Annotated in this window: 23 protein-coding genes and 3 pseudogenes; 14 read left to right on the forward strand and 12 right to left on the reverse strand. The window is 70.4% G+C overall.

Translation table 11 applies throughout. The features are described from left to right. Window positions 1-54 precede the first annotated feature (54 nt). Window positions 55-558 (forward strand): hypothetical protein, encoded by a 504-nt coding sequence (locus JHN45_RS11125; RefSeq protein WP_236583557.1) that lies wholly within the window; start codon window positions 55-57, stop codon window positions 556-558. 203 nt (window positions 559-761) lie between these two features. On the opposite strand, the gene JHN45_RS11130 is transcribed toward JHN45_RS11125, so the two are convergent. Continuing rightward, window positions 762-1,370, reverse strand: coding sequence for a hypothetical protein (locus JHN45_RS11130; RefSeq protein WP_201048886.1), 609 nt, complete (start codon window positions 1,368-1,370; stop codon window positions 762-764). Between the two features lie 149 nt (window positions 1,371-1,519). Here JHN45_RS11130 and JHN45_RS11135 point away from each other — a divergent pair, with 149 nt between their 5' ends. Next, window positions 1,520-2,116 (forward strand): TetR/AcrR family transcriptional regulator, encoded by a 597-nt coding sequence (locus tag JHN45_RS11135; protein ID WP_201048887.1) that lies wholly within the window; start codon window positions 1,520-1,522, stop codon window positions 2,114-2,116. Here JHN45_RS11135 and JHN45_RS54670 read toward each other — a convergent pair. The 10 genes from JHN45_RS54670 to JHN45_RS11185 form a co-directional block, all read right to left on the reverse strand. Continuing rightward, window positions 2,064-2,789: a LysR substrate-binding domain-containing protein gene (locus JHN45_RS54670; protein WP_201048888.1), complete on the reverse strand. Its 726-nt coding sequence runs from the start codon at window positions 2,787-2,789 to the stop codon at window positions 2,064-2,066. The two genes, JHN45_RS11135 and JHN45_RS54670, sit on opposite strands and share 53 nt — an antisense overlap. 134 nt (window positions 2,790-2,923) lie before the next feature. Further along, the gene (locus tag JHN45_RS11145; RefSeq protein WP_201048889.1) at window positions 2,924-4,177 is read right to left on the reverse strand and encodes an MFS transporter; all 1,254 of its coding nucleotides are present in this window, start codon (window positions 4,175-4,177) and stop codon (window positions 2,924-2,926) included. After that, window positions 4,177-5,184: an ABC transporter substrate-binding protein gene (locus JHN45_RS11150; RefSeq protein WP_201048890.1), complete on the reverse strand. Its 1,008-nt coding sequence runs from the start codon at window positions 5,182-5,184 to the stop codon at window positions 4,177-4,179. Before JHN45_RS11150 ends, JHN45_RS11145 begins: the two co-directional genes overlap by 1 nt. Continuing rightward, window positions 5,181-5,990 carry an ABC transporter ATP-binding protein gene (locus JHN45_RS11155; RefSeq protein ID WP_201048891.1) on the reverse strand — a complete coding sequence of 270 codons (810 nt, stop codon included), beginning with the start codon at window positions 5,988-5,990 and terminating at the stop codon, window positions 5,181-5,183. Before JHN45_RS11155 ends, JHN45_RS11150 begins: the two co-directional genes overlap by 4 nt. Then, window positions 5,990-7,168: a FecCD family ABC transporter permease gene (locus JHN45_RS11160; RefSeq protein WP_374195604.1), complete on the reverse strand. Its 1,179-nt coding sequence runs from the start codon at window positions 7,166-7,168 to the stop codon at window positions 5,990-5,992. Before JHN45_RS11160 ends, JHN45_RS11155 begins: the two co-directional genes overlap by 1 nt. 30 nt (window positions 7,169-7,198) lie before the next feature. After that, complete coding sequence (locus JHN45_RS11165; RefSeq protein WP_201048892.1) at window positions 7,199-8,524, reverse strand: YcaO-like family protein; 1,326 nt, start codon at window positions 8,522-8,524, stop codon at window positions 7,199-7,201. Between the two features lie 12 nt (window positions 8,525-8,536). Next, window positions 8,537-9,946, reverse strand: a complete 1,410-nt coding sequence (locus tag JHN45_RS11170) for a YcaO-like family protein (protein WP_201048893.1) — start codon at window positions 9,944-9,946, stop codon at window positions 8,537-8,539. Next, a complete protein-coding gene (locus tag JHN45_RS11175; RefSeq protein ID WP_201048894.1) occupies window positions 9,943-11,523 on the reverse strand; it encodes a CocE/NonD family hydrolase in 1,581 nt (526 codons plus the stop codon). The genes JHN45_RS11170 and JHN45_RS11175 overlap by 4 nt, the downstream gene beginning before the upstream one ends. Then, a complete protein-coding gene (locus JHN45_RS11180) occupies window positions 11,520-12,332 on the reverse strand; it encodes a hypothetical protein (protein WP_201048895.1) in 813 nt (270 codons plus the stop codon). The genes JHN45_RS11175 and JHN45_RS11180 overlap by 4 nt, the downstream gene beginning before the upstream one ends. Window positions 12,333-12,403: 71 nt before the next feature. After that, window positions 12,404-12,592, reverse strand: coding sequence for a streptamidine-related RiPP repeat protein (locus tag JHN45_RS11185; protein WP_201048896.1), 189 nt, complete (start codon window positions 12,590-12,592; stop codon window positions 12,404-12,406). Window positions 12,593-13,620: 1,028 nt separating this feature from the next. Between JHN45_RS11185 and rpmF the strand changes: the two genes are divergently transcribed. The 11 genes and pseudogenes from rpmF to JHN45_RS11235 all read left to right on the forward strand — a co-directional run bounded on the left by rpmF (window position 13,621) and on the right by JHN45_RS11235 (window position 19,760). Then, on the forward strand, window positions 13,621-13,791 hold the full coding sequence (rpmF, locus tag JHN45_RS11190; RefSeq protein WP_201048897.1) for a 50S ribosomal protein L32: 171 nt from the start codon (window positions 13,621-13,623) through the stop codon (window positions 13,789-13,791). A gap of 6 nt (window positions 13,792-13,797) precedes the next feature. Continuing rightward, window positions 13,798-14,979: a GTP-binding protein gene (locus JHN45_RS11195; protein WP_201048898.1), complete on the forward strand. Its 1,182-nt coding sequence runs from the start codon at window positions 13,798-13,800 to the stop codon at window positions 14,977-14,979. A 239-nt stretch (window positions 14,980-15,218) separates the two neighbouring features. After that, window positions 15,219-15,995: a hypothetical protein gene (locus tag JHN45_RS11200; RefSeq protein ID WP_201048899.1), complete on the forward strand. Its 777-nt coding sequence runs from the start codon at window positions 15,219-15,221 to the stop codon at window positions 15,993-15,995. 211 nt (window positions 15,996-16,206) lie between these two features. Further along, a pseudogene (locus JHN45_RS11205) lies at window positions 16,207-16,354 on the forward strand (IS5/IS1182 family transposase); the annotation flags it as partial. A 427-nt stretch (window positions 16,355-16,781) separates the two neighbouring features. Next, on the forward strand, window positions 16,782-17,147 hold the full coding sequence (locus JHN45_RS11210; protein ID WP_201048900.1) for a PadR family transcriptional regulator: 366 nt from the start codon (window positions 16,782-16,784) through the stop codon (window positions 17,145-17,147). Then, window positions 17,144-17,710, forward strand: a complete 567-nt coding sequence (locus JHN45_RS11215; RefSeq protein WP_201048901.1) for a hypothetical protein — start codon at window positions 17,144-17,146, stop codon at window positions 17,708-17,710. Before JHN45_RS11210 ends, JHN45_RS11215 begins: the two co-directional genes overlap by 4 nt. Before the next feature lie 27 nt (window positions 17,711-17,737). Continuing rightward, a pseudogene (locus tag JHN45_RS52870) lies at window positions 17,738-17,935 on the forward strand (SDR family oxidoreductase); the annotation flags it as partial. A gap of 201 nt (window positions 17,936-18,136) precedes the next feature. Continuing rightward, a complete protein-coding gene (locus JHN45_RS52875; RefSeq protein WP_236583559.1) occupies window positions 18,137-18,388 on the forward strand; it encodes an ester cyclase in 252 nt (83 codons plus the stop codon). After that, the gene (locus tag JHN45_RS52880) at window positions 18,385-18,528 is read left to right on the forward strand and encodes an ester cyclase (RefSeq protein ID WP_236583560.1); all 144 of its coding nucleotides are present in this window, start codon (window positions 18,385-18,387) and stop codon (window positions 18,526-18,528) included. Before JHN45_RS52875 ends, JHN45_RS52880 begins: the two co-directional genes overlap by 4 nt. 84 nt (window positions 18,529-18,612) lie before the next feature. Then, window positions 18,613-19,048: pseudogene (locus tag JHN45_RS11230) on the forward strand (SDR family NAD(P)-dependent oxidoreductase); the annotation flags it as partial. Window positions 19,049-19,571: 523 nt separating this feature from the next. Continuing rightward, complete coding sequence (locus JHN45_RS11235) at window positions 19,572-19,760, forward strand: DUF397 domain-containing protein (RefSeq protein WP_374195605.1); 189 nt, start codon at window positions 19,572-19,574, stop codon at window positions 19,758-19,760. Here JHN45_RS11235 and JHN45_RS11240 read toward each other — a convergent pair. After that, window positions 19,750-21,186 (reverse strand): NucA/NucB deoxyribonuclease domain-containing protein, encoded by a 1,437-nt coding sequence (locus tag JHN45_RS11240; RefSeq protein ID WP_201048902.1) that lies wholly within the window; start codon window positions 21,184-21,186, stop codon window positions 19,750-19,752. The genes JHN45_RS11235 and JHN45_RS11240 overlap by 11 nt on opposite strands. A gap of 342 nt (window positions 21,187-21,528) precedes the next feature. On the opposite strand from JHN45_RS11240, the gene JHN45_RS11245 reads away from it, so the two are divergent. Continuing rightward, window positions 21,529-22,176, forward strand: coding sequence for a hypothetical protein (locus JHN45_RS11245; protein ID WP_201048903.1), 648 nt, complete (start codon window positions 21,529-21,531; stop codon window positions 22,174-22,176). Window positions 22,177-22,248 lie beyond the last annotated feature (72 nt).

Consider the following 22,248-nt stretch of genomic DNA (forward strand, 5'->3'; position numbering starts at 1 on the left):
GTGATCCCGTGGGAGTTGTGGCCTGTCGTGCTGTCGCTTTCCGGGAGGTCGTGGATGCCGTCGGTGGTCGGGCTGTTGGAACAGCGTGAGCTGGGTGCTCGCCGTCGTGTGGACGAACTGCGGGAGGCGGCCGACCGGATCCAGGCCGAGTTGGCCGTGGCCGAGCAGGAATGGAAGGAGCGGGCCATCGCCCGCTCGCGGGTCGGCGAGGTGCTGGCCCCCGTTGACGAAAGCGGACAGGACCACGCCCCGGCCGAGGGGACCGTGCCGGCTGCCGGGGAGCAGACCGGAAGGACGTCGCAGGTGCCGACCGCGGCGAAGCCGACGTCGCAGGTGGCGGTGTGGCGTGAGGGGCTGGCCTGGTCGGTGCTGTCGGTGGGCTACCAGCGCATCCTGCAAGTGCTCGCGGACCGGGCCCGGCTCCGTCAAGGGGCCCTGACCTGCCAGGAGATGGCCGCCGTGATCCCGCGCGGGCCAAGACTCGAGAGCACCCGCATCTCCGTGTCAGACGGCGAGCCGTCCAGATCCCTGTCAGGACGGACCCATAGGCCCACGTGACCGTCGCGGTCCGCCTTTCCGACGGATGACGGCACTCAACCGCGCGCGTACGCCGGACTCTCCACCGATTCCGGACCAGCCGACAAGGGCGCAGGACCAGCCCATCGACGAACCCCCAGTCCTCCGCCGACCCGCCAAAGCGGGTTGCAGCAGCCGACAGAACAGCTGCTGCAACCCGCCCGGTACCCCAGCAGCCTCTCCGCCTACAGCGTTCGACCGGCCGACCCAGGAAATCGGTTGGTCCTGTCGGCCCGCCCCAGGCGAAGCGCGGAAATGAGGAAGAAGACTCCGCCGAGGAATGCATATCCGGCCAGGGCGCTCAGCGAGGGATCGTCTTTGGCGGCCTGGGCGATGAAGGACCCACCGGCGAGAACGGAGATGGCGCCGCTGACGATCATCGGCCACTGCCCTCCCGCGGCACGGCGCAGAACACCGACGAGGAGCTGGACGAGCCCGGCCGTGACGGCCCAGGCACCCCAGACCCGCAGGACGGCCGGGACACCAGATGTCGTGGCGGCGACCAGAGCGGCGGCGGTGAGGACGCTGAGTGCGATGTTCACGTACAGGCCACGTACCGACCCACGGATCGCGGCGGCGGACCTGACGTCGACGACCGCACAGGCCGCGTCGAACAACGGATAGATCACCAACAAGGTTGCACCGAGCGGACCCAGTTCGCCGGACGAGGCGAACAGCAGGGCGGCCCACACCGCGGCGAACGCGAAACGCGCGAAGTACAGGCGGCGCAGCACCGCGGCGTCACTCACGACCGGGGCGGAGACAGGGGCGGACGCGTCAATGGAGGTGTTCATCAGGGCCCTTTCGGCGAAGGCGGGTGAAGGGGCGAACGGCAGTCAGCCCACAACGAGGGAGAACGTTCGGTCTCGTGCCTTATCCAAAGGGGTCTGACTCCAGCTGTCAAGACCGAACGTTCTCCCTCACCGACTGGTACGGTGACGGCATGAGCACGAGTACAGAGGCCGGGGGCACGTCCGGGGCGCGGGCCCGGCTGCTCAACACGGCAACCCGAATCTTCTACACCGAGGGAATCCACTCCGTCGGCGTGGACCGGATCATCGCGGAGGCCGAGGTCACCCGCGCCACCCTGTACCGGCATTTCAAGGGGAAGGAAGAGCTGATCCTCTCCTATCTCCAAGAAGCCGACCACGGCATCCGGGCGCAAGTGGAAGCCGTCCGGGCCCAGAGCCTGTCGGCGGCCGACACGCTCCGGGCAGTGAGCCGGTCCATCGGCGACGGCATCCAGTCCCCCGGTTTCCGCGGGTGCGCCTTCCTGAACGCGGCCGCCGAGTACCCCGACCCGGCACACCCCGTCCACCAAGCCGTGCTGGCCCATCGGCAGTGGTTCCTGGACACCGCCACCCAGCTACTGGAAGACGCCGGCTGCACGCCCTCCGACGCCGCAGGCCGGCACTTCGTCATGCTCCGTGACGGCGCCATGGCAGCCGGCTGCCTCTTCGATCCGACACTGATCCGCGAGACATTCCTCAACGGCGTCGAAGGCATCCTGCGCACAGGCGCGACACCGGCACCCGCCTAGCGCGCCCCCACCGTTCCGAGAAGGCCGGACGGCAGACCGCTGAGAAGCGAAAGGGCCGCAGCTGGCAGCGGTCGTATTCAGGGACCGCCTCCCGATGGCCGAAGCGCTCCGGCATGTCACGCCACGGCATGCCGGAGCGGAACAGGAAACAGGAACAGGAACAGGAACAGGATCCCGTTGGCCACCGAGCGGTGGTCGTTCGACCGGCCGCCGCACTGTCCGGGCGGAGGCGGATGCCGCTCCAGCCGCGCCTACTCCGCGTTCGCCGGATCACCCGGCCGCGTGCCGAGACCATCGAGCCAGCCACCGCACCGACCCGCTGCTGCTGCTGCTGCGCCGAGTGAAGCGCGTAAAGCGCCGCCGGACCGCACTTCGGAACCGCAACAACCCACTCGGCTGGCACACCCACGCTGAGGCCGGCAGCGATCATCGCCAGTTGCATGGTGACGTCGTGGACCTCGGCGAACCGGCGCGCCTGGAACCCCGTCCGCTGGCACAGACCGTGGATCCCGAACGGTTGCCCGCGCAAGGCATCCCGGGCGATCACGCTGAAGCGTTCGTTCGTGAGGTCGGCCAAGTCCAGTGCCGGGCGCGGGGCCAGTGGGTGGTCGCGGTGGAGTACAACGGCAATGGCCGCTGAACGCCGCCCTAGCCAGCCTCGGGAGCGGAGCAAAATCAGTCTGAGCCGTCATGCAGCGAGCTTCCCTTCTACCGCTCAGAGGCTCCCCTGCGGGTGCGGGAAGCATCTGTCGCCGGCCGGTTCGGCCGCCGGCATCGGGGACCGTGTCCCGCGGGCAGGTGCTCGGGCTATCCCGCCTTCCTGGCCTCCGGGCCAAGCGCGGAGCTCTTTGGGGCCACCTCAACTGCCCGCCGCCGAAGTGGCGTTGTGAGCCCCGCCGAGAGTGACAGCAGCGCCCCGAGGCCTGCCGTCAGGAGGGCGGTCCGGACTCCCACGGCGTCTGCGAGCAGACCCGAGACGGCGGCGCCGAGAGGCTGGCCACCCCAGGCGATCATGCGAGCCGTGGTGTTGACCCGGCCCTGCAGGTGTTCGGGAGTGAGCTGCTGGCGGATGACGATGCCGTTGAGGCTGACCACGGCGTTGGCGCTCTGCCAGCAGGCGAGGGCGGCCAGGCCGGTCACCAGTCCTGGCGAGGCGGCCCAGCAGGCGAGGAAGGCGGTGTTGGCGGCGAGTCCGCCGAGGGTGATCCAGCCGAGGGGCACGGTCTTCTGCAGGCGGGGCAGGGCGGTGGCGGCGGCGAGTGCGCCGAGGGCGGCGGCCGCCCAGAGCAGGCCGATGCGTCCGTCGTCCGGGGCCATACCGAAGGTGCGCACGGCGGTGACGACGATCAGCCCGACGACGGCGCCCTCGGTGAAGCTGTTGCCGATGCCCAGGAGGGTGAGGGGGCGTATCAGGGGGTGCCGGCGTATGTACCGCAGACCTTCGGCGATGTCGGCGAAGGTGTCCCGTACAGGTGAACGGGCTTTGGTGCGGGCGATCGGCATCAGGGGCAGGCGGGTCAGGAGGAGGGCGGCGGCGGCATAGCTGAGGGCATCGAGCGTGATCGCAGCGGGTGGAGCGAACGTGGCGACGAGCAGTCCTGCGGCGGACGGCCCGATCAGGCCGATCAGGGTGCTGGCGCTCATCATGCGGCCGGTGGCGCGGGCCAGGCCGTCGTGGCCGACCAGGGTGGCGAGAGCGCCGAACGCGGCGGCGTCGAAGAAGACGAAGACCGCGGATACGGCCGGGCCGGTCAGCATCAACTGGGCCGTGCTGAGAAGGCTCGATGCCGCGGCGGCCGGTATCGCCGCGATGAGTGCGGCGCTGGACCAGCTGCACCAGGTCATGGTGCGGCGCCGGTCCCAGCGGTCGGCGAGGGCGCCCGCGGGCAGGCCGAGCACGAGGTAGGGCAAGGCCTCCAGGGCGGTGAGCAGGCCGCTGAGGGAGGCGCTGCCGGTGCGCTGGTAGAGCAGGACCGGCAGCGCCACCGCGGTGACCGTGGAACCGGCCCAGGACACCACGCGCGCGGTGAGGAAAAGACCGAAGCCGGTCCGGGTGGTCATCAGAAGGCGTCGGGGTGAAGGGACTTGGCGAGGGTTACGGTGCCGTCGACGGCACGCAGTTCGGAGAAGTCGGCGGCGGGTACGGCGATGAGGCGGTGGCCGCGTACGGCGGCCGTGGCGGCGAGGTGGGTCCGCAGCCACTCCTCGGAGGCGGCGCGGTCGGCGGCGCCGGTGTAGTGGTAGATGAGGACGTCTGGGTTCTTCTTGGCGAGGGCCTCGACGGACAGTGGTGCGAAGTTGCTGCCCTTGGGCACGGCGTCGTCCAGGACGTTGCGGCCTCCGGCGCGGCGGACGATGTCGGAGTAGAGCCCGCCGGCGAGGGCGTAGAGCTGTCTGTCGACGATCTGGACCATGGCTGCTGTGGTGGCGGGCCGTCCGGTGAGGGCCTTGTCCACGGCCGACAGTCGCTCCCGCGTTTCGGCCGTGGCCTGCCGTGCCGCGGGCTGGACGTCCAGGAGCGTGCCGAGTGCGGTGAGGTCGGTGGTCGTGGCGGTGAGGGTGGCGGTGCCGGTGGTCTTGGGGCAGAAGGCGCTGTCGATGTAGACGGGAACCCCGAGTTTCGCGAGTTCGGCGATGGTGGGCAGCTTCTTCCCGTCGAACTGGTACTCGCCGTCGGCGAGGATGAAGTCGGGGCGGGCCGCCAGCAGCGCCTCCCTGCCGATCTCCCCGGGAGCGAGGACCTTCACCTTCTGGTAGTCGCGGGCGTAGGCCGGCTTGGGCGGGGACTGGTCGGTCCAGGTCTGGCCCGCGATCCGGTCCTTCAGGCCGAGCCGGAGCAGGAGTTCGGTGTTGGACGGGAAGAACGAGACGATCCGCTCGGGTGCCTTCTCCACGCGGACCTCGCGGCCGCAGCTGGTGACCTGTGCCGGATAGACCGTGCCCCCGGACGGGCGGGCGGCGGCCTTCGCGGCATCGGCCGTGTCCGTGGCTGCGGGCGACCCGCAGGCGGTGACTACGAGGGCCACGCCGACGAGGGCGAGCCCTCCTGCGAGGTGACGACGGTTCATTGGTCTGCTCCGTTGAGGCTGGGGTGAGTGGTGGGGGCGGGAAGTGGCGCGAAGCTCAGCTGAGGGCGTCCGGTGAGTGGGTGGGTGCCGAGTGCGGCGTGGACCTGGAAGACCTCGTCGAGGAGTTCGGGGGTGAACACCTCCTGGGGCGTGCCCGAGGTGACGACGTGTCCGCCGCGCAGGACGTGGACGCGGTCGCAGTAGGCGGCGGCGAGGTTGAGGTCGTGCAGTGCGGCGAGCGTGGTCACCTTGAGGTCGCGCACGAGCTCCATGAGGTCAAGCTGGGTGCCGATGTCCAGGTGATTGGTGGGTTCGTCCAGGACGAGCAGCCGCCCCTGCTGGGCCAGTGCCCGGGCGAGCAGGACGCGCTGCTTCTCGCCGCCCGAGAGAGAGGAGTACTGGCGGCCTGCCAGGTGTGCCATGCCGACCCGATCCAGCGCGTCGGCGACGATGCCGCGGTCGGCGGTGCTCTCGCCCGACCAGGGCGTACGGTGTGGGGTCCGACCGGCGGCGACGACCTCGGCGACGGTGAAGTCGAAGGCGGCCGGGTTCTCCTGGGCCACTACGGACGTACGACGCGCGGCGGCCTGGGGGGTCAGGCTCCGCCACACGTCCTGGCCCCCGACCAGGACCGCTCCGGAGGCGGGACGCATCGACCGGTACACGGCGCGCAGCAGGGTCGACTTGCCGCTTCCGTTGGGCCCGACGACACCGATGATCTCCCCCGGGGCGGCGTGCAGGGTGGCCCGGCTCACGATCCGTGCGCCGCCGATGTCGAGGGTGACCGCTTCGAGGCGGGCTTCCATCACACCTCCCGTCCGGCGGCCGAGCGGTCTCGCCGCAGCAGCCACAGGAAGAACGGGGCCCCGGCCACGGCGGTGAGGATGCCGAGCGGCAGCTCCATGGGGGCGGCGACGGTACGGGCCGCCAGGTCCGCCAGCAGCAGGAACAGGGCTCCGGCCAGCGCGGTCGCGGGCAGCAGCGACCGATGGTCGGAGCCGATCAGCAGACGCACGCTGTGCGGTACGACGAGCCCGACGAAGGAGATGCCGCCCGCCACCGAGATGACCGCCGCCGTCAGCAGGGCGGACACGGCGAGGAGTTGAAGGCGCAGCGCCTGGACCCGTACGCCCAGGAAGGCCGCCGTCTCCTCCCCCATGGCCAGGGCGTTCAGCGACCGTCCGTGCAGCAGCAGCCAGGCCGTGCAGACCACGACGAGCGTGGCCGGCAGGCCGAGATCGGTCCACTGTGCGCCCGCGACCGAGCCGAGCAGCCAGAACAGCACCCCGGAGAGCTGGTCGGGGCGGGCCCGCAGTTGCAGGTAACTGGTGGCGCCCTGGAGCAGATACGACAGGGCGACTCCCGCCAGCACGAGCCTCACGGGTGCCGTCGTGCCCTGATGACGGCTGAGCGCGACGACCAGGGCGAGAGTCGCGCAGGCCCCGAAAAAGGCCGCCGCCGGCACTCCGAGGTGCAGTGGACCCGGCAGTCCGGCGGGCCCGAGCGTGAGGACGGCGACCGCCGCCAGGGAGGCGCCGGAGGTGACGCCGAGTACATAGGGGTCGGCGAGTGGATTGCGTACGACGGTCTGCAATACCGCCCCGGCGACGGCCAGCCCCGCTCCGGCGACCATCGCCAGGAGAGTGCGCGGCACCCGTGAGCCCCAGATGATGGCGTCGTCGATTCCGCTGGTCCCGCCCGGACGGTTGCCGCCGGTCACATGGGAGACCACATCGCGCCACACCTCGGCGAACGGCAGCGACGCCGCGCCGAGGGCGATGGAGGCGAGCGCGGCAGCGGGCAGCGCGAGCAACAGGCACAGCAGGAGCAGCCGTGCGGACATCACGCGGGCGGCCGGCTTTCGCGCGCTGCCCTCCCGGTCCGGGGCGGTGGCCCGTGCGGGGCGCAGAGCGGCGCGGGCGGGCGGTGCCGGAACAGGCGCGGGAGGTGAGCCGTCGGCGGCGGCCGGTGGCGGGACGATCACGGGCGGGTCCTTCGCGAGGTGTGAGCGGGCTCAGTGCGGCAGGGGCAGCACACGGCGAGGTGTTCCGCCCAGGGCGGCGGTGAGCCGTGTACCGCCCAGGAAGGGCAGCCCGGCCGCGGTGTTGGAGTACAGGCCAGGGACGACGACCCGGACGACGTGCAGGCCCGCGGCGCGGACGTCGGGGGTGGTGACGTCGACGGCGACGGCCCGGTGGCCCGCCGCGCCGACGCGTGACACCAGCGCGTCAAGGGTGGGAGCGGCAGGTTCCGGCCCCGACTCGCCGCTCGCGTCCGCGCCTTCCTTGAGGGCGAGTTCCAGCTCCTGCTCGAAGGCGTCCTGGATGCGCGGGTCCAGATACAGCTGGAGGTGGCAGCCGTAGTCGACGGCATCGCGAAAGTCCTCGCGGTAGGCGTCGCCGTAGTCGCGTGCGGGGCGCCAGGGCTTGAGGGGGCTGCGCGGGTCGGCGGCGGCGCGCATGTAGGGGCCGGTGGGGTTGTCGTAGTCGGCGGTGAAGAGCTGGAGTTGGAGGGCTTCGCCGTAGGCCTTGAGGAGGGCGGCTTCCTCGTCGGCGCGGGCGGCGACGCCAAGGGTGAGGTAGCCGGTGATCGTGTCGTGGACCAGTGCCCCTGCCACCCGTAGGCCGAAAGGAGTGGCGAAGGCGAGGAATCTGGTGCTCAGTCGGTCGTGGGGGCCGCGGGCGAAGCGGTCGAGCCAGTCCGGCGGCCGGATGGCGCGCAAGCCGGCTCTGCCGTGCCAGCTGATGGTCATGGCGTCCCGTTCGACGATCTCGCACAGCGCGCCCAGGCAGGCCTCCTCGTAGGTGGCCCCCGCGGCGAGACCCGCCTGGATGACGGGGTTGGTGCGCGGGCCGCGCGGCTCCACGTCGGCGGAGACGTACGACACCCAGACCAGGGACGCGGGGACGAGCACTCGGCCGCCGTCGGTCAGGTCGGTGCCCTCGGTCCACTCCACCGTCAGTTCGCGGGTGAAGGCAGTGAGCGGGAACGCGGGGTCGGCGTACTGCTCCGGGCCGTACAGGCCCAGAAGAGCGGGGTCCACCGCCCGCAGGCCGCGCCCGCGCAGCTCCTCGTAGGAGGCGCGGACGAGCTGGTCGGGCACGAGGTTTCCGCAGTACCGCTCCGCGGCCTCGCCGAGCGCGGCGCCCAGGGCGGCGTCGGGGTCCGCGAAGGCGTAGCCGGCACCGGCGGAGTCGGCGGGCCAGGGGCAGAAGCGGGTGGTGTCGCACAGCTGGGAGGCGATGATCTGGAAGCCCGACGGGAAGTGGTCCGGTACGGGTGGGCGGGACAGACGGCGCACGATTCCGGTACGCGGGTCGGTCAGCAACGGGTACGCCATGAAGAGTCCTCGTCAGGCCAGCGGCAGGGGATGGGGGTACAGCTCGTCCTCGCGCAACGGGCCCGGCACCAGGCCGAGTCGGGCCGGGGTCCGGTACAGCCGGTCCCCGCCCAGGTACGGGAAGGCCGGCGGGGCGTTGCCGATCAGCCCGGGCACGACCACGCGGACGACCGAGAGTCCGGCCGCGGCGACATCGGAGGTCGTCAGGTCGACGCTGTAGGCCGGCAGCCCCGCGTCCGCGAGCCGCCTCAGATAGACATCGCGCGGGTCCGCGTCCGCTACCGCCGGGATGTCGCGGAAGGCGATACGCGCCGGTCCGCGCAGCCGGTCGAGCGGCTGCCCTTGCATGCGCGGGTCGAGGTAGAGCTGGGCGATGGCGGGGAGGTCGGTCAGGTCGCGGTAGTCCGCGCGGAACGCGTCCCGGTAGGTGCGGTCGGCGCGGAAGGGCCGAAAGACATGGCCCTCCAGGGTGCCGGCGGCGACTGCCTGCCACACCTCGCTGCCCGGTTCGGCGAGCTGCCGGGTGAGTGAGTACAGCCCGTACGCCTCCACCAGGGCCTTTTCCGCGGCGAGTTCGGGCTCGGCCCGGCAGGCGCTGCCGAAGGCGACCATCTCGCGCTGCCGGTCCTCCAGAAAGGCCGCGGCCACGGGTACGCCGAACTCCGACGGGATGTGCAGCAGGCGCACGGACGGGCCGGGCCCCTCGCCTGGGGCGGGACCTCCGAGGCGACCGGTGACGGCTGCGGCGTCACAGATCGCGGCGGCTTCGGCACCCGTACTCCACCAGGTGGTTGTTGCGTCGCGTTCCAGCAGCTCTTCGAGGGCGAAGCGTTCGGCGTGGGCACGGTTCTCGCCGGCGGCGATGCCGGAGTAGACGAGGGAGTGGGTGGCGGGTTCGGCGGCACGCGGGCCGTGGAAGTAGTCCAGCCAGACCAGTGAGGCGGGGACGAGCACCTCGGCGCCGTCGTGCAGATCGCGGCCCGGGGTCCAGGCCACTGGCAGATCGCGGGTGAAGGGGGTGAACGGGAAGCCGGGGGTGGCGTACTGGGCGGGCGAGTAGAGGGACAGCGTCTCCGGGTCGAGCGCACGCAGACCGCGCATGGTCAGTTCACGGTACGACGCCGTGCGCAGACCGTCGGGGACGGCATTGCCGCAGTAGCGCTCGACGGCCTCTCCGATGGCAGCGCGCCGGGCACGTTCCTCATCGCCGGCCGATGCCCCGAACCCGAAGCGGTCGGCGAGCCAGGGCGCGAACACGTCGGTGCGGGCCACACTGGCGCCGTAGCCGACCCACATCCGGGGCAGCCCCGGGCGGCGGCGCTGCCGTTCCAGCCGTGTGATGAGCCCGGTCCGCGCGTCGAGCAGAGCCGATTCGGCAGAGCCTGTAGGAACCGCGCCGCTCACGACGTCTGTGCTGCTCACTCGGTCGTCTCCTCGGGCGTGGTGCGGGGCAGGATGAGGCGGGTGCCGTCGACCGGCCTGGTGCGGACGGTCTGCTCGGCGACGCGGTAGGCGGTACCTGTGCAGCGGTCCTCCCCCGTGCCGAGCGAGCGGGCCAGACGGGGGAAGTCGCTGCTGGTGACCTCCAGTTGGAGGCGGGACCCGGTGGGTACGGTGACGGCCACCGGTCCGAGTTCGATCGCGTGCGGGCCGGGGGCCGTCGTCCGTCCGGTGTCGAGGCTGCCGTGGGCGAGTTCCAGCCAGCGGCCGTCGGCGGTGACCTCGGTCCAGCGGACGATCCAGTCCGTGGCCGGTGCGCTGGTGGCCGCGTCCAGTACCACGACCGGCCTGCCGACGACCGTCACCGGCTCGTCGAGCGTGGCGCTCGTGAAGCGGACGGCGTCGCGGCGGGCGGCGAGCGGCGCCCGGTCGACGCCTGGCTGCCGGGAGGGGTAGGGGTCGGCCGGGTCGTAGCGGAACCGGGCCTCGCCGCCGGTCCGGGGGTGCCGCGGGGCGAGCGTCCCGTCGGGGTGGGCATGCCAGACGGCATCTACGGACGGCGGCGGCCACGACGTGCCCGTCCACCACCGGTCCGCGCCGACGGTGAACACCTTGGCCTCGCTCGCGCCCTGCCCGGTGCCGCCCAGCACCCGCCCCAGCCAGTCCACCTGAAGGGCGCCCAGGTCGATGCGTGCGGCGGGTCCGTGGTCCCGGTCCCCGATCCGTGTTCCGGGGGCGTACGCCAGATCATGTCCCCAGGGGCCGATGACCAGCGCCCGCGACGGGCGCGGCTCCAGGGCGGCGCCCACGCGGTGGAAGTGTTCGAGGACCTCGTCGACCAGGAGGTCGTACCAGCCGCCGATGTGCAGGGCGGCCGTCGGCAGCTTCTCCAGCTCGGCGGCGTCCGGTCCCTGCGCCCGGTGATCGGGACCGTCCTCGATGACCTGGGCCCAGCCCGGGAGGCGGGCGCCGAGCCGGTCGGCGAGCTCCACGACCGGCAGGTGACCGAGCAGGTCCGGACACTCCCGGAAGACATGGGCGGTGAGGCCCTCGCGGCTGGTCCGCGCGTCGGCCCGTTCCAGCCACCAGGCGGCGTGCTCGGCGAGCCTCAGGATCCCGCTGCGCTCGAACTTGGTGCGGCCGAGCGCCATCGACGGGCCCATGCTGACCACCGCCCGCACGGCGTCCGGGCGCTCGGCGGCGAGCGCCCACGCGGTGTGACCGGCGTAGGAGCCGCCGTAGGTGACGAGCCGTCCGTCACTCCACGGCTGCTTCAGGATCCAGTCGGCGAGAGCCGCGCCGTCGCCGCGCTCGTTACGGTACGGCTGCCAGGTCCCGTCGGAGTCGTACCGGCCGCGCACATCCTGGACGGCGTACGCGAAACCCCGGCGCCGCCAGCCCGCACCCTCGGCGAGGTGCCCGCCGCGGCCGTACGGTGTGCGGGTCACGACGGCCGGCACCGGCCAGGTGTCGGAAGGCGGGAGGTGGATGTCGAGGGCGAGCGGCGTGCCGTCCCAGCCGGGCACGCGTTCGTTGGCCCGCACGGGCAGCCCGCTCATCGCACGGCCCCCGCGGGCGTGGTGAGCGGCAGCGGCAGGACGCGGTGCCGCTCGACACCGGCGGTCGCGGCGTCCACGACCAGTTGTACGTCCTGGGCGGCCGGTGTGCCGGTCTCGTGCCAGCGCAGCACATCCTCCACCAGCAGCCCGGCCAGCACGGCCGTCGCGGCGGCTCCCGGCCATGGCACCGGAGGCACGGTGTCGCCGTCCAGATAGGCCCAGTGCGTGGCCAGTTCGTCGGGCAGGTCGGCGGCGGCGAGCAGACGGCCGCGGGTGTCGGCGTACGAGACCGTCCGGCCGGGGACGGACATGGGGCCCAGGACGAAGCGCAGCCCTTCGGCGTGGCAGCGGTGCCAGGCAGTCGAGTTGAGCGCGCACCAGGCGTCCACCCGCTGCCAATGCGCGTCGGGCAGCCATCCGGCGCAACAGATCACGGCGTCGGCGGCCCGCACGGCGTCCTCGTCGACCGGGCCGCCGGCGATGCGCGTTCCGGAGGGGAGCAGTGCGGCGGCCGCGTGGGCGAGGGGGTTGTCGCCCTCGATATGAACGCTCAAGGTGCCCGGAGCCGGCCGTTTCGGGGCGGTGGTCAGTGTGCCGCGCTCGCTGAGTGCCGCGAGCAGGGCCTGACCGTGCTCGCTCTCCAGGGCGGGATCGACCGGTTCGTCGTCGGCCCCGTAGGCGAGCCGCTGGGCCGCTGTGAGCAGTTCCCGCGGACCGCGGATCCGGGTGAAGCGTCCATCGGGCGTGCTGTGCCGCCAACTTCCGTCGAGGCCCGCATACAGATGGTGTCCGGGGGCGATGCGATCCATGGGAAATGCCTTCCTACGAGGGGCCGCCCGCCCCGTGACCTGACCACGGGGCGGGCGGCGTCGGTGACTGCTCAGGCGGTCCAGGCGAACGGGTTGTGGACCAGCGCGTTGGTGCCCGGACCCTGCGGCGCGGCCAGGGAGCCGTCGGCCTCCAGCTCCTCGAACGCGAACGGGTTGTGGACCAGGGCGTTCGTACCCGGGCCCTGCGGCGCCGCGAGCGAACCGTCGGCCTTGAGCTCCTCGAAGGCGAGCGACAGCATGCGTTTCCCCTCTCTATTGAAAACGATTGTCGTTTTCGAGAGAGAGATTAGGCAGGCCCTGCCCATGGCCGCAAGCCCTGCGCGTCATCGGAGAGAAATTGATCCGGAGCGCAGTTCCACAGCCCCATGGAAAGCCGCAAGCCCATGCCCGTGACCGCCCTCACGACGGTCTGGGCCGCGCAGGGCCGGCCGACCGGCACGGTCCTGCACTGTTCACCCCGCCCAGGAGGACTCCGCCCCCCTCGTCGGCCGCGTCGACCTGTGCGCGCCTGCGCCGGAGAGTTACCGGGAGACCCATCCTCGAAGTGCCGCGAACCCCGGCCGCCGTCGGCCCCGTTCCGCCGGCCGCCGAGAGCCTCCAGCGGCTCGACGAGTCGAGCGCCGAGGTACTCGCCTGCGCCGTAGGCACTGCCCAGTGTCACTACGTACGGGTGGTGACCGCCGAGCAGGTGGCCGACGGCGAGCAGCCCGAACGGCTGCGCCGCCGCCCGCCGGGCACCGTCGAACTTCCCGCCCCCCGCTGGCGGACGGCTGTGGACCACCTCGTCCGCACCGGCATCGGCGCCGACCCGCCGCCGGCGATCTGCGGCCATCCTGAACGCTGCCGCAGGGAACCCGTGGTAGGCACTGGCGTTGGGGCGGGCGGCCCCGCGCGACGGAGCGCCAGTCGGCTTGGGCCGACGACTTGCCCATATCGGGAAGGCTGCGTGCGCTGCCGCTGGACCAGGCGCGCATGCTGCCGAAGCCCGCGCGGCGCACCCCTTCGGCTCCTGAACCAGGCCCTCCACAACGTCGAACACATACGACCCGACCTGGGCAACACGCCAGCCCCCGCCGCCTTGGCCGCCTCCGAGAGCTCACCCGAGAGAACGCCCGCAAGGCCTCCCCCAGCGTGACGCCGAGCCGGCCGAGGGCCTTTGCACGCTCCCGAACCCGTGCATGCCGCCCGCGCTCCCGGACTCACCTCGCAAGTAGTAATGGGATTCATTTCCATGTAGCGTGCGTGCTCACCCACTCAGGAGGAACCCATGGCCGTCCCCAAGCGGAAGATGTCCCGCAGCAACACCCGCCACCGCCGCGCCCAGTGGAAGGCGACCACCCCAACACTCGCCCCGGTCACCGTCGACGGCGTCCCGTACCTTGTGCCTCAGCGCCTGGTGAAGGCATACGCGCGCGAGCTGCTGCGCCCCGAGGGCTGACCGTTCATGTCCTGCGGCTCTCACGACCGACTGCCCGTCACCGTCCTGTCCGGATTCCTCGGCGCGGGCAAGACCACTCTCCTCAACCACGTCCTCGACAACCGCCAAGGATTGCGCGTCGCGGTCATCGTCAACGACATGAGTGAGGTCAACATCGACGCCGCCCTGGTACGCGGCGGCGAGGCAGCCTTGTCACGCACCGAGGAGCGCCTCGTCGAGTTGACCAACGGCTGCATCTGCTGCACCCTCCGCGACGACCTGCTCGAAGAGGTCGACCGGCTGGCCCGCGAAGGCCGCTTCGACTACCTGCTCATCGAGTCGTCCGGTATCTCGGAACCCATGCCGGTGGCCGCCACCTTCGCCTTCGCCCGCGACGACGGCGCCACGCTCGGCGATACCGCCCGCCTGGACACCATGGTCACCGTCGTCGACGCCGCCAACTTCCTGCCCGAGCTGACAAACGGCGACGAACTCGTCGAGCGCGGCCTCGACCAGTACGAGAACGACGAACGCACCGTCAGCGACCTGCTGATGGACCAGATCGAGTTCGCCGACGTCATCGTCGTCAACAAGCTCGACCTCGTCGACGAGGAGCAAGCCGACCAGCTGCGGGCGACACTCATCCGACTCAACCCGGCCGCACGCATCGTCCCGGCCATCCACGGTCGGGTCCAGGTCGCCGACATTCTGGGCACCAGGCTCTTCGACCTGGAACGCGCCCAACAGGCCCCCGGCTGGGTGCGGGAGCTCAACGGCGAACACGTCCCCGAGACGGAGGAGTACGGCATCACCTCGACCGTCTTCCGTTCCGAACTGCCTTTCCACCCTGGGCGGCTGTGGACGTTCGTGACCGAGGAACTCGACAGCGGCGCGTACGGGCAGATCCTGCGCTCCAAGGGCTTCTTCACTCTGGCAAGCCGCCGGCAGGTGACGGGCCTGTGGTCACAGGCCGGTTCCGTCGCCCGCTTCGAGCCCTCCGCAGCCCGCGACACCGACAGCCCGGACGCCCAGGAACTTGTCTTCATCGGCACACACCTGCACGCGGGCGCCCTGCACGAGGCACTGACCGACTGCCTCATGGCCGACGGAGAGAACCTGCCGCCCAAGGACCCGTTCCCCGCCTGGGACACCTACGGTATCGACGACACCTGCGAGCACGAGCACCCCGAACTCGCGGCAGGCGCATGAAGACCCCGGGAACGCAGGCAACAGTGCCGGTGCGCAGCCTGTGCTTTGGCCTATGCCGGTGCATCAGATTCTGGGAGCATTTACGCCGGTCCAGTGTCTCGTGATTCCGTCGCTGTCGCTCCGGGCGAGACCTAGCCTGGTCGCTGACCAGCAGTTTCTGGCCGGCCGTGGATGACGTGAAAAGGATCACGAGACACTAACTAGGCATGGCTGGGCGCCGGATCAAAAGGGGGTCTGTCATGAAATCCGCTCTCAAGCTCGTCGCGGTCGCGCTCTCAGCAGTCCTCGTCGCCGGCTGCGGCGGCTCCGACGGCTCGGGGAACTCGGGGGGTCCATCCAGAACTCCGGCGACCACGGCCAGTGCATCGGCGGGGATCCCGGGCTGCGCCCCGGAGTGCCTCTCGGGCGGGTCGGATCCTGGAAGCCTGCCTGCGGGCCGACATCAGACGTCGCACTTCTTCAACGCGCAACTGACGGTGACGTTCACGGGACGGTGGGAGAGCCATGAGGACCAGCCCGTCGAGTTCTCCGTGGCGCCGGAGGGCAGTTGGGATCTGCACCGGGTCCTGTTCTGGTCCGACCTCGTCCCGGTGGGTAAGGACCGCAAACGTGCCGCCGGAGTGCCCAACACCGCGTCGGGGCTGATGACATGGCTCAGCACCCGCCCGAACCTACAGGTCTCCAAACCCCGGAGCGGCACGATCGGCGCCAACGCCCTCCCGGCGCAGGTAGTCGACATCGCGATCTCCAGCAAGGCGGTGAATGAGGCCTCCGACTGCCCGGCGCGGGCCTGCGCAGACTTTCTGACCTGGCCGAATTCCGGAGACAACGTCTATGGCCTCGCCGAGCCCGCAGTGCTGCGGCTCTATCTGTCCGACATCGGATATGGAGGCAAGAGCCATCTGTTCGCCATCGGGATCGAGGGGAGGGACCAGGCCGACCTCAAGGTCTTCCTCCCCGACGCGGAGCAGCTGATCGCCAGCGCCGCCGCCCCCGTCACCCCGGCACCCTCATGACTCGCCGTCCCGATGGCCGCTGCCCCGGATCGACCCCCGCCGCTCTCGCGGCAGCCGCCCGAAGGTCCCCCAATGCCGTTCGGCCGGCCGTCCATTAAGCAGTGCGCATCGTGAAAAGTGCAGGTCGGGCAGGCTGGTGTGCGCGGGGCCGGAGGTGCTCGGGCTGGTCGGCCGCGGGTGTCCATGGTGCAGATCGCCCGACCGCAACAGGGCCAAGGAAGTGCTGTTCCGGCTGCGGCTGATGCACCCCGAGATCACCATCGTCTGGGCCGACTCCGCCTATGCCGGCCAGCGCGTGACCTGGGCAAAGACCTACCCGAACCTGACGGTCAAGACCGTCAGCCGCCCCAGGACGTCACCAGAACCAGCGGTTCCCAACCCCATGCCGGCGAGAACTGGGACCGCACAACACTCCGATGCACGCACATCGCCTCCAATCGCGACGGAACTGTTTCCGCAGGGCGAATCGAACTCCGGTTCCGTCGCCTGGGCTTCCCCACCCAGCGGGGACGCACTGCGGCCATCCGTCACCTCGTCCTCCAGGTACCTTCACCGTGATCGCCCGCATGCTCGGCTACCGCGACGACACCACCGCCCAACGCGCTGCCGAGAGTGAAGGGACTTCGCGGCACTATGCCTCGGCGATCACTCACGGTGACATCAAGCCTTCATCGGCCGGGGAATGCGCGACTCTTGGTTACGAGGGTCCGCCAGTTGACCGAAGTCGAATTACGCGAAGTCGCCAGTTCTGGCCCGGGGTTGACACGCCCACGTAGTATGCATTGCATGGTAGCTGGCAAAGCAAGGAATCACGTGGAGGCCCGCGGTGTGAGCCAGCTGCGCAAGGGCGTGCTGGAGTACTGCGTCCTGGCGTTGCTGTGTGACAGGCCACGCTATGGGGTGGAGCTGCTGGAGGCTCTTGCGGATACGCCGGTCATGGCGACCAGCCAGGGGACGTTGTATCCGCTGCTGTCTCGCCTGCGCAGAAGTGGCCTGGCGGACACGTTCCTGGTGGAGTCGGCCAGCGGTCCGTCTCGCAGGTATTACGAACTCACCGACCAGGGCCGGCAGGCCCTGGAGGAGTTCTCCGGGCACTGGCCCAGTTTCCGTGATGCTGTTGACCGTTTCCTCGTTTCTGGAGCTGAATCATGAGCGACACCCTGACCCACCCGCTGGTTCGCGCTTACCTGGCCTCGGTCGACAGGGAGGCAGCAGTGCTGTCCGACGACCGGCGCCGTGACCTGTTGGCGGACCTGCGCGAGCACATCGAGTCTGTGCTGCCGCAGGGTGCCGATGACGCGGCAGTCCAGCAGGCTCTGGACCAGCTCGGCACCCCCCGGGAGATTGCCGCCGCCGCGATCGACGAAGAGCCCGGCGTCGACCCGCTGCAGCCGCAGAGCAGCGCGCGTACCACTCTGACCCTGGGCATGATGGTTTTGGCTGCTCCGTTCTTCGAGGTCCTCGGTGTCGGCCTCGTAGTGGCCGTCCTTGCCTCCGTGCGGATCTGGCGCTCTCCAGCATGGACCAGGCGGGACAAGCGCCTGGGCATCCTCTGCGCCTTCTCACCTCTACTGGTGATCCCCGCGGCTGCCGCCCTGTTCGTTCTCGCCGGCGGCCTCGGTGCCGAGGAACTCATCGGCATATTCCTGATCGCCATGGTGATCCCGCTGGCCGGAGCTATCCGACTGGGACGCAGTGCCGCACGCCTGACCTGATCGGTCCTGCGGCCCATCCCCGCGCTCGCCCCGCTGGAGCAGGTCACCGAGAAGCACTTCGACACCCTGTTCGGCATCAACGTCCGCGGGCTGCTCCTCACCGCCCAAAAGGCCCTGCCGCTGCTCAACGACGGCGCCTCGGTGATCGTGAACGGTTCGGCCAACGGGGACGTCGGCGATGCAGAGCTCGGCGTGTACGCGGCGACCAAGGCCGCCACGCGCAACAGTCCATTGAGCGCCTCTTCGCGCACGGCCCCCGGTCAACCCGCCTGGACCGCGCCGGCGCACCAAACGCGCGACGAGCTCATCGCCAACCTGAGCCGAGCACAGCGCCTTGCTCCGACGTGACGCCGACCGGCGGACATTCCCGCTCCGCCCCCTCAAGCGCGGCCCCGATCCGAAGCCACCCACAGAAAGGCCCCTCACATGTCCGACAGTGATCTGCGCACGTTCTACCGGCACTACGTCGAAGCACTCAACGCCCACCAATTCGACGGCATGGGCGCGTTCATCAACGACCGGACCACGTTGAACGCGGAGCCCGCCACCCGCGACGACCTCCTGGCCGTGCAACGGAAGGACGTGGACGCGGTACCGGACCTGCATTGGGAGTTGCAGGAGCTGATCTTCGACGGTGACCGTCTGGCTGCGCGCCTGGTCAACACCGGCACCCCGTGAAGCCGTGGCTCGGCGTGGCTCCCACCGGCGCCTCGTTCGAGATCGCCGAGTACGCCATCTACCAGGTGCGCGACGGGCGGTTCGTGCACATGACCGCGCTGCACGACGCCGGTGAACTGCGCCGGCAGCTGACTGGCTGACCTGCACATTCGCGCCTGCCCCACTGAGACATGTCCGCATACCGGAAAATGGCCCGCTCGGGCACCTCACTTGAGAGGCTCTGCATGACCATCACCCCCATCACACTGATCACCGGGGCCAATAAGGGCATCGGCTTCGAGACCGCCCGACAGCTGCTGGCGGCGGGCCACGTGGTCTACCTCGGCGCGCGGGACGTCGAGCGCGGACAGTAAGCCGCGGCGGCGTTGGACGCGAGATTCATACAGCTCGACGTGACCGATGACGCCTCCGTGCACAGCGCGCTGGCGGCCATCGACGCGGCAGAGGGCCGACTCGACGTCCTGGTGAACAACGCAGGCATCCTGGCGGACGGAACCCTCGACGGCGCCACCGCCCTGCGCGCATTCGCCACCAACGCGGTCGGCCTCGTGCGGGTCGCGGAAGCGGGCGCTACCCCTGCTGCGCAAGTCCGCGAACCCCGCCGTGGTGAACGTCTCCGGCAGCGCCGGATCCTTCTGGGCCGTGACCAACCCGGACCGCCCGGCGCGCGGGAGGTGCTGATCAGGGCAGGTTGACGGGGTTTCAGGTTCGTTCGTTCGGCCGTTGCCCGCTCGGCGCCGTGCCTCTCCTCGAACTCGACGGGGCTGAGGTAGCTGAGCCGTTTCTGGATGCGTCGGCTGTTGTGGAAGCCGTCGATGACCCCGCTGCCCAATTGGGTGAATGCCTCTGATCTCCGCCGTGGCGGGTGGTCGAGGGGTGGAGCCCGAGGTCGCGGGCTTGGGTCGCGAGCCCGCTTCGGACTCGGGACGGAGGGGTTGGGTGTCGATGCGGGCGGACTCGAGCCGGGAGGCGCCTGAGGGAACGTGAGTGGTGGCTTCGGCGGCGTTTCCCAACGGGTGTTTGGCGATGCGGGCGCGATACACGCTCAGTCCGCTGTTCGACGACGAGGTCTACAGGTCGGCGTTCGGCGTGCGTGGCCGCCCGGGTGTCGCTCCGGGCCAGCTGGCGCTGGTGAGCATGCCGCAATTCACGGAGAACCTGGCCGACCGCAGACAGCCCGGCTGTGGGTGCGGGTCTGGTCATCGGCATGTCGGCGGACGACGGCGGCAGCTGCCTCGAAGTAATCGACGCGGTCCCCGGCGCAGGGCCCGTCCGGGACAGCAAGGTGCCGGACGGGCCCGTCCTCCTTGTCGGGGCTGTCGCGTGGGCGGAGTTCGTCGGCGCCGTGGAGGCGTCGGCGGTCAGTCGGTGATGTCGACCCAGAACTCGTCCGTGTTGTACAGGATGCGGTCGCTGAAGTAGTACCAGATCAGCAGTCCGCCCGCGGCTTGGTTCTCGGTCCGTGGCACGGCCCGCACGGAGAAGTCCCACACCGGACTGCCCGCGCCCTCGTCGGTGGACTGGAACGGGTACTCGTCGCAGTCCCGCGTGGCCGTGTCGTAGGCGGGCAGGCCCGTCTGGTCGTTGTACGGGGTGGTGCGGTTGCAGGCCGCGTCCTTGTAGTACCTGTTGGTACTGGTGATGGGCCCGGCGGGCACCCGGTGCAGCCCGCGTCCGTCGCGGGAGCCGGTGTACTTGCCCGGGATGTCCTTGGGCTCGATCTCGATCGGATAGGCACGCGTCGGATCGTTCTGGGCGAACCGGATGTGCTGGGCGACCGAGGTGACCCGGCTGTCACCGACGCTGTACTGGAGATGTGGGATGACGTCGTAGTTCACGCACGCCTTCGGATAGTCCTGGAAGAACGTGAAGTAGTTGGCCGAGTCGCAGCGGATGGTGTGGTTCTCGGTGGTGCCGGTGGTGTAGACGTAGTCGCCGCCGCTGCCGCCGAAGCGGAAGTGCCACTGGTGGTACAGGACTTTGTCGGCGGCGGTGGAGGCGGTCTCGTCGGAGTAGATGTCCCAGTGCAGCCACTCGTCGTGGTAGTCCCACTCGTCCCAGGTGTGCTCGATGCCACTACCGGTGCCGTGGCAGAATGTCGCGTCCTGGGTGCAGTCGGACAGGACGTACATCGACAGGCTGTCGACTTCCCAGATCCAGCCGTCGAGGGGGTTCCACCCGTCGTACGAGACGGAGCCGTACTGCGCCTGGAAGTAGGTGCGTACCGCGCGCTCCTTACCGTTGCCCACGGTCACCGCGTCGTACGCGACGCTGGCCGTGCCGTGGAACTCACGGGTGCCGTCACTGTTGACGGTGTAGTAGTCGATGCCGAGCCGGCCCTTCTTGCACCACAGCCAGCGGTTGTACGTCTCCCCCGCGGCCGTCTCGGAACCGTCCCGGTCCAGGCACGCCGCGCTGTCGGGGGGCGGCTCGTCACCCCAGCCGGTCGGCGGTGCCGCCGCCGCGGCCGCCTCGGAGCTCGGTACCGTGGCGTCCTTGGTCAGGGGCACCTTGGAAGTGTCGGCGTAGCTGTGCTGGTCCTGTTTGCCCGCGTTGAGCAGCGCGTTCGCGACGGTCTTCGCGGACAGCGCGGAGGTACGGTCGGGCTGCACGGCGGGTGCGGGCCTGCCCACCTTCTCGCCCGGCCGGACCTTGCCGAGCTTGTACGGCAGGAGGACGGGTTCGCCGATCAGTTTCGTGCCGGCGGTGGCTGCGGTCCTGGCGTCCTGTGCGTGTGCCGCAGGGCCGGACAGACCGATGGCCAGCGGTATCAGCAGCCCGGTTGCGAACCAGCGCAACCGCCTCCTGATGCGAGACAACGACATGCGGGTGTTCCCCCTCGATATAAGAGGGGCCACCCCGTAAGGACAGGGCTGTGCACTCGCGTACAGATGTGACGCATGGAGCGGCCCCCGTTTTGACCGAACACGGCCATCATTGCGGCTGGGCCGGAAAGGGCACCCGCGATTACAGGCAAGGTGGGTGACCGCGGTGACCATACGGTTCAGCAGATATCCAAGAGGCACCTGCGACGACGCACAGGGACACACTGGCTGAAACCCCCGATAGGCGCGGGGAGATGTTGTGACTTACCTGTGAGGTTGGCATTCACAATTGCGATGTGAGAGGAGGCGGTGACCGTGACTCATGCACCGGCTGACGCCTGGGACCGGATCGACCGCTGGCTGTCCGACCACGCCCCCGGCTACCGCGCCCGCCTGCGCCCGCCCGCCGAAAGCGAGTTGCTGCGCCGGGTCGCGGAGCGTTCCGCGGGCGCCGAACTGCCCCCGGCCCTGCTGTGCTGGTGGGTTCGGACGGGCGGCCTCGACCGCGCGCCGGCACCCGAATCACCGCCCCCGGCAGGCCACTTGATCCCCGACTTCTACGACCCCTGCGGCGCGGCCGAGGCCGACGAACGCCGGACGATCCACCTCCAGGTGGCACAGGACATCGTGCCCCCGTCGCTCGCGGCAGCCTGGGAACACCACACCCGTGCGCGCAGTGCCGATCCCGCGGGCACGTTGTACGCCACGGAAGCAGTCCCCGTATGGCTGCCGGAGTGGCTGCCCGTGGCCGTCGACGGTGGAGGCGGCGGCCTGTTCACCGACCTGCGGCCGGGGCAACTCCACGGCTGCGTCGTATCCTTCAACCGTACCGGACACGGCGGGGCGCCCCGCTGGCCGGGCATCACGGAGATGCTGACCGACGTGGCCGACCGCCTCCAGTCCCTCGACGCGAACGAATCCGTGGCCATGTCGGTGGGGCACTGGACGCCACCGCGCGGCTGAGCGTTGTCCGACGGCATGCACAGACCTCACGGACGTCATGGCCCTCACGGACGTCATGGCCCTCACGGTCGG

It is taken from the genome of Streptomyces sp. MBT53 (assembly GCF_016654115.1).
In the GTDB taxonomy this organism is placed as follows: domain Bacteria; phylum Actinomycetota; class Actinomycetes; order Streptomycetales; family Streptomycetaceae; genus Streptomyces.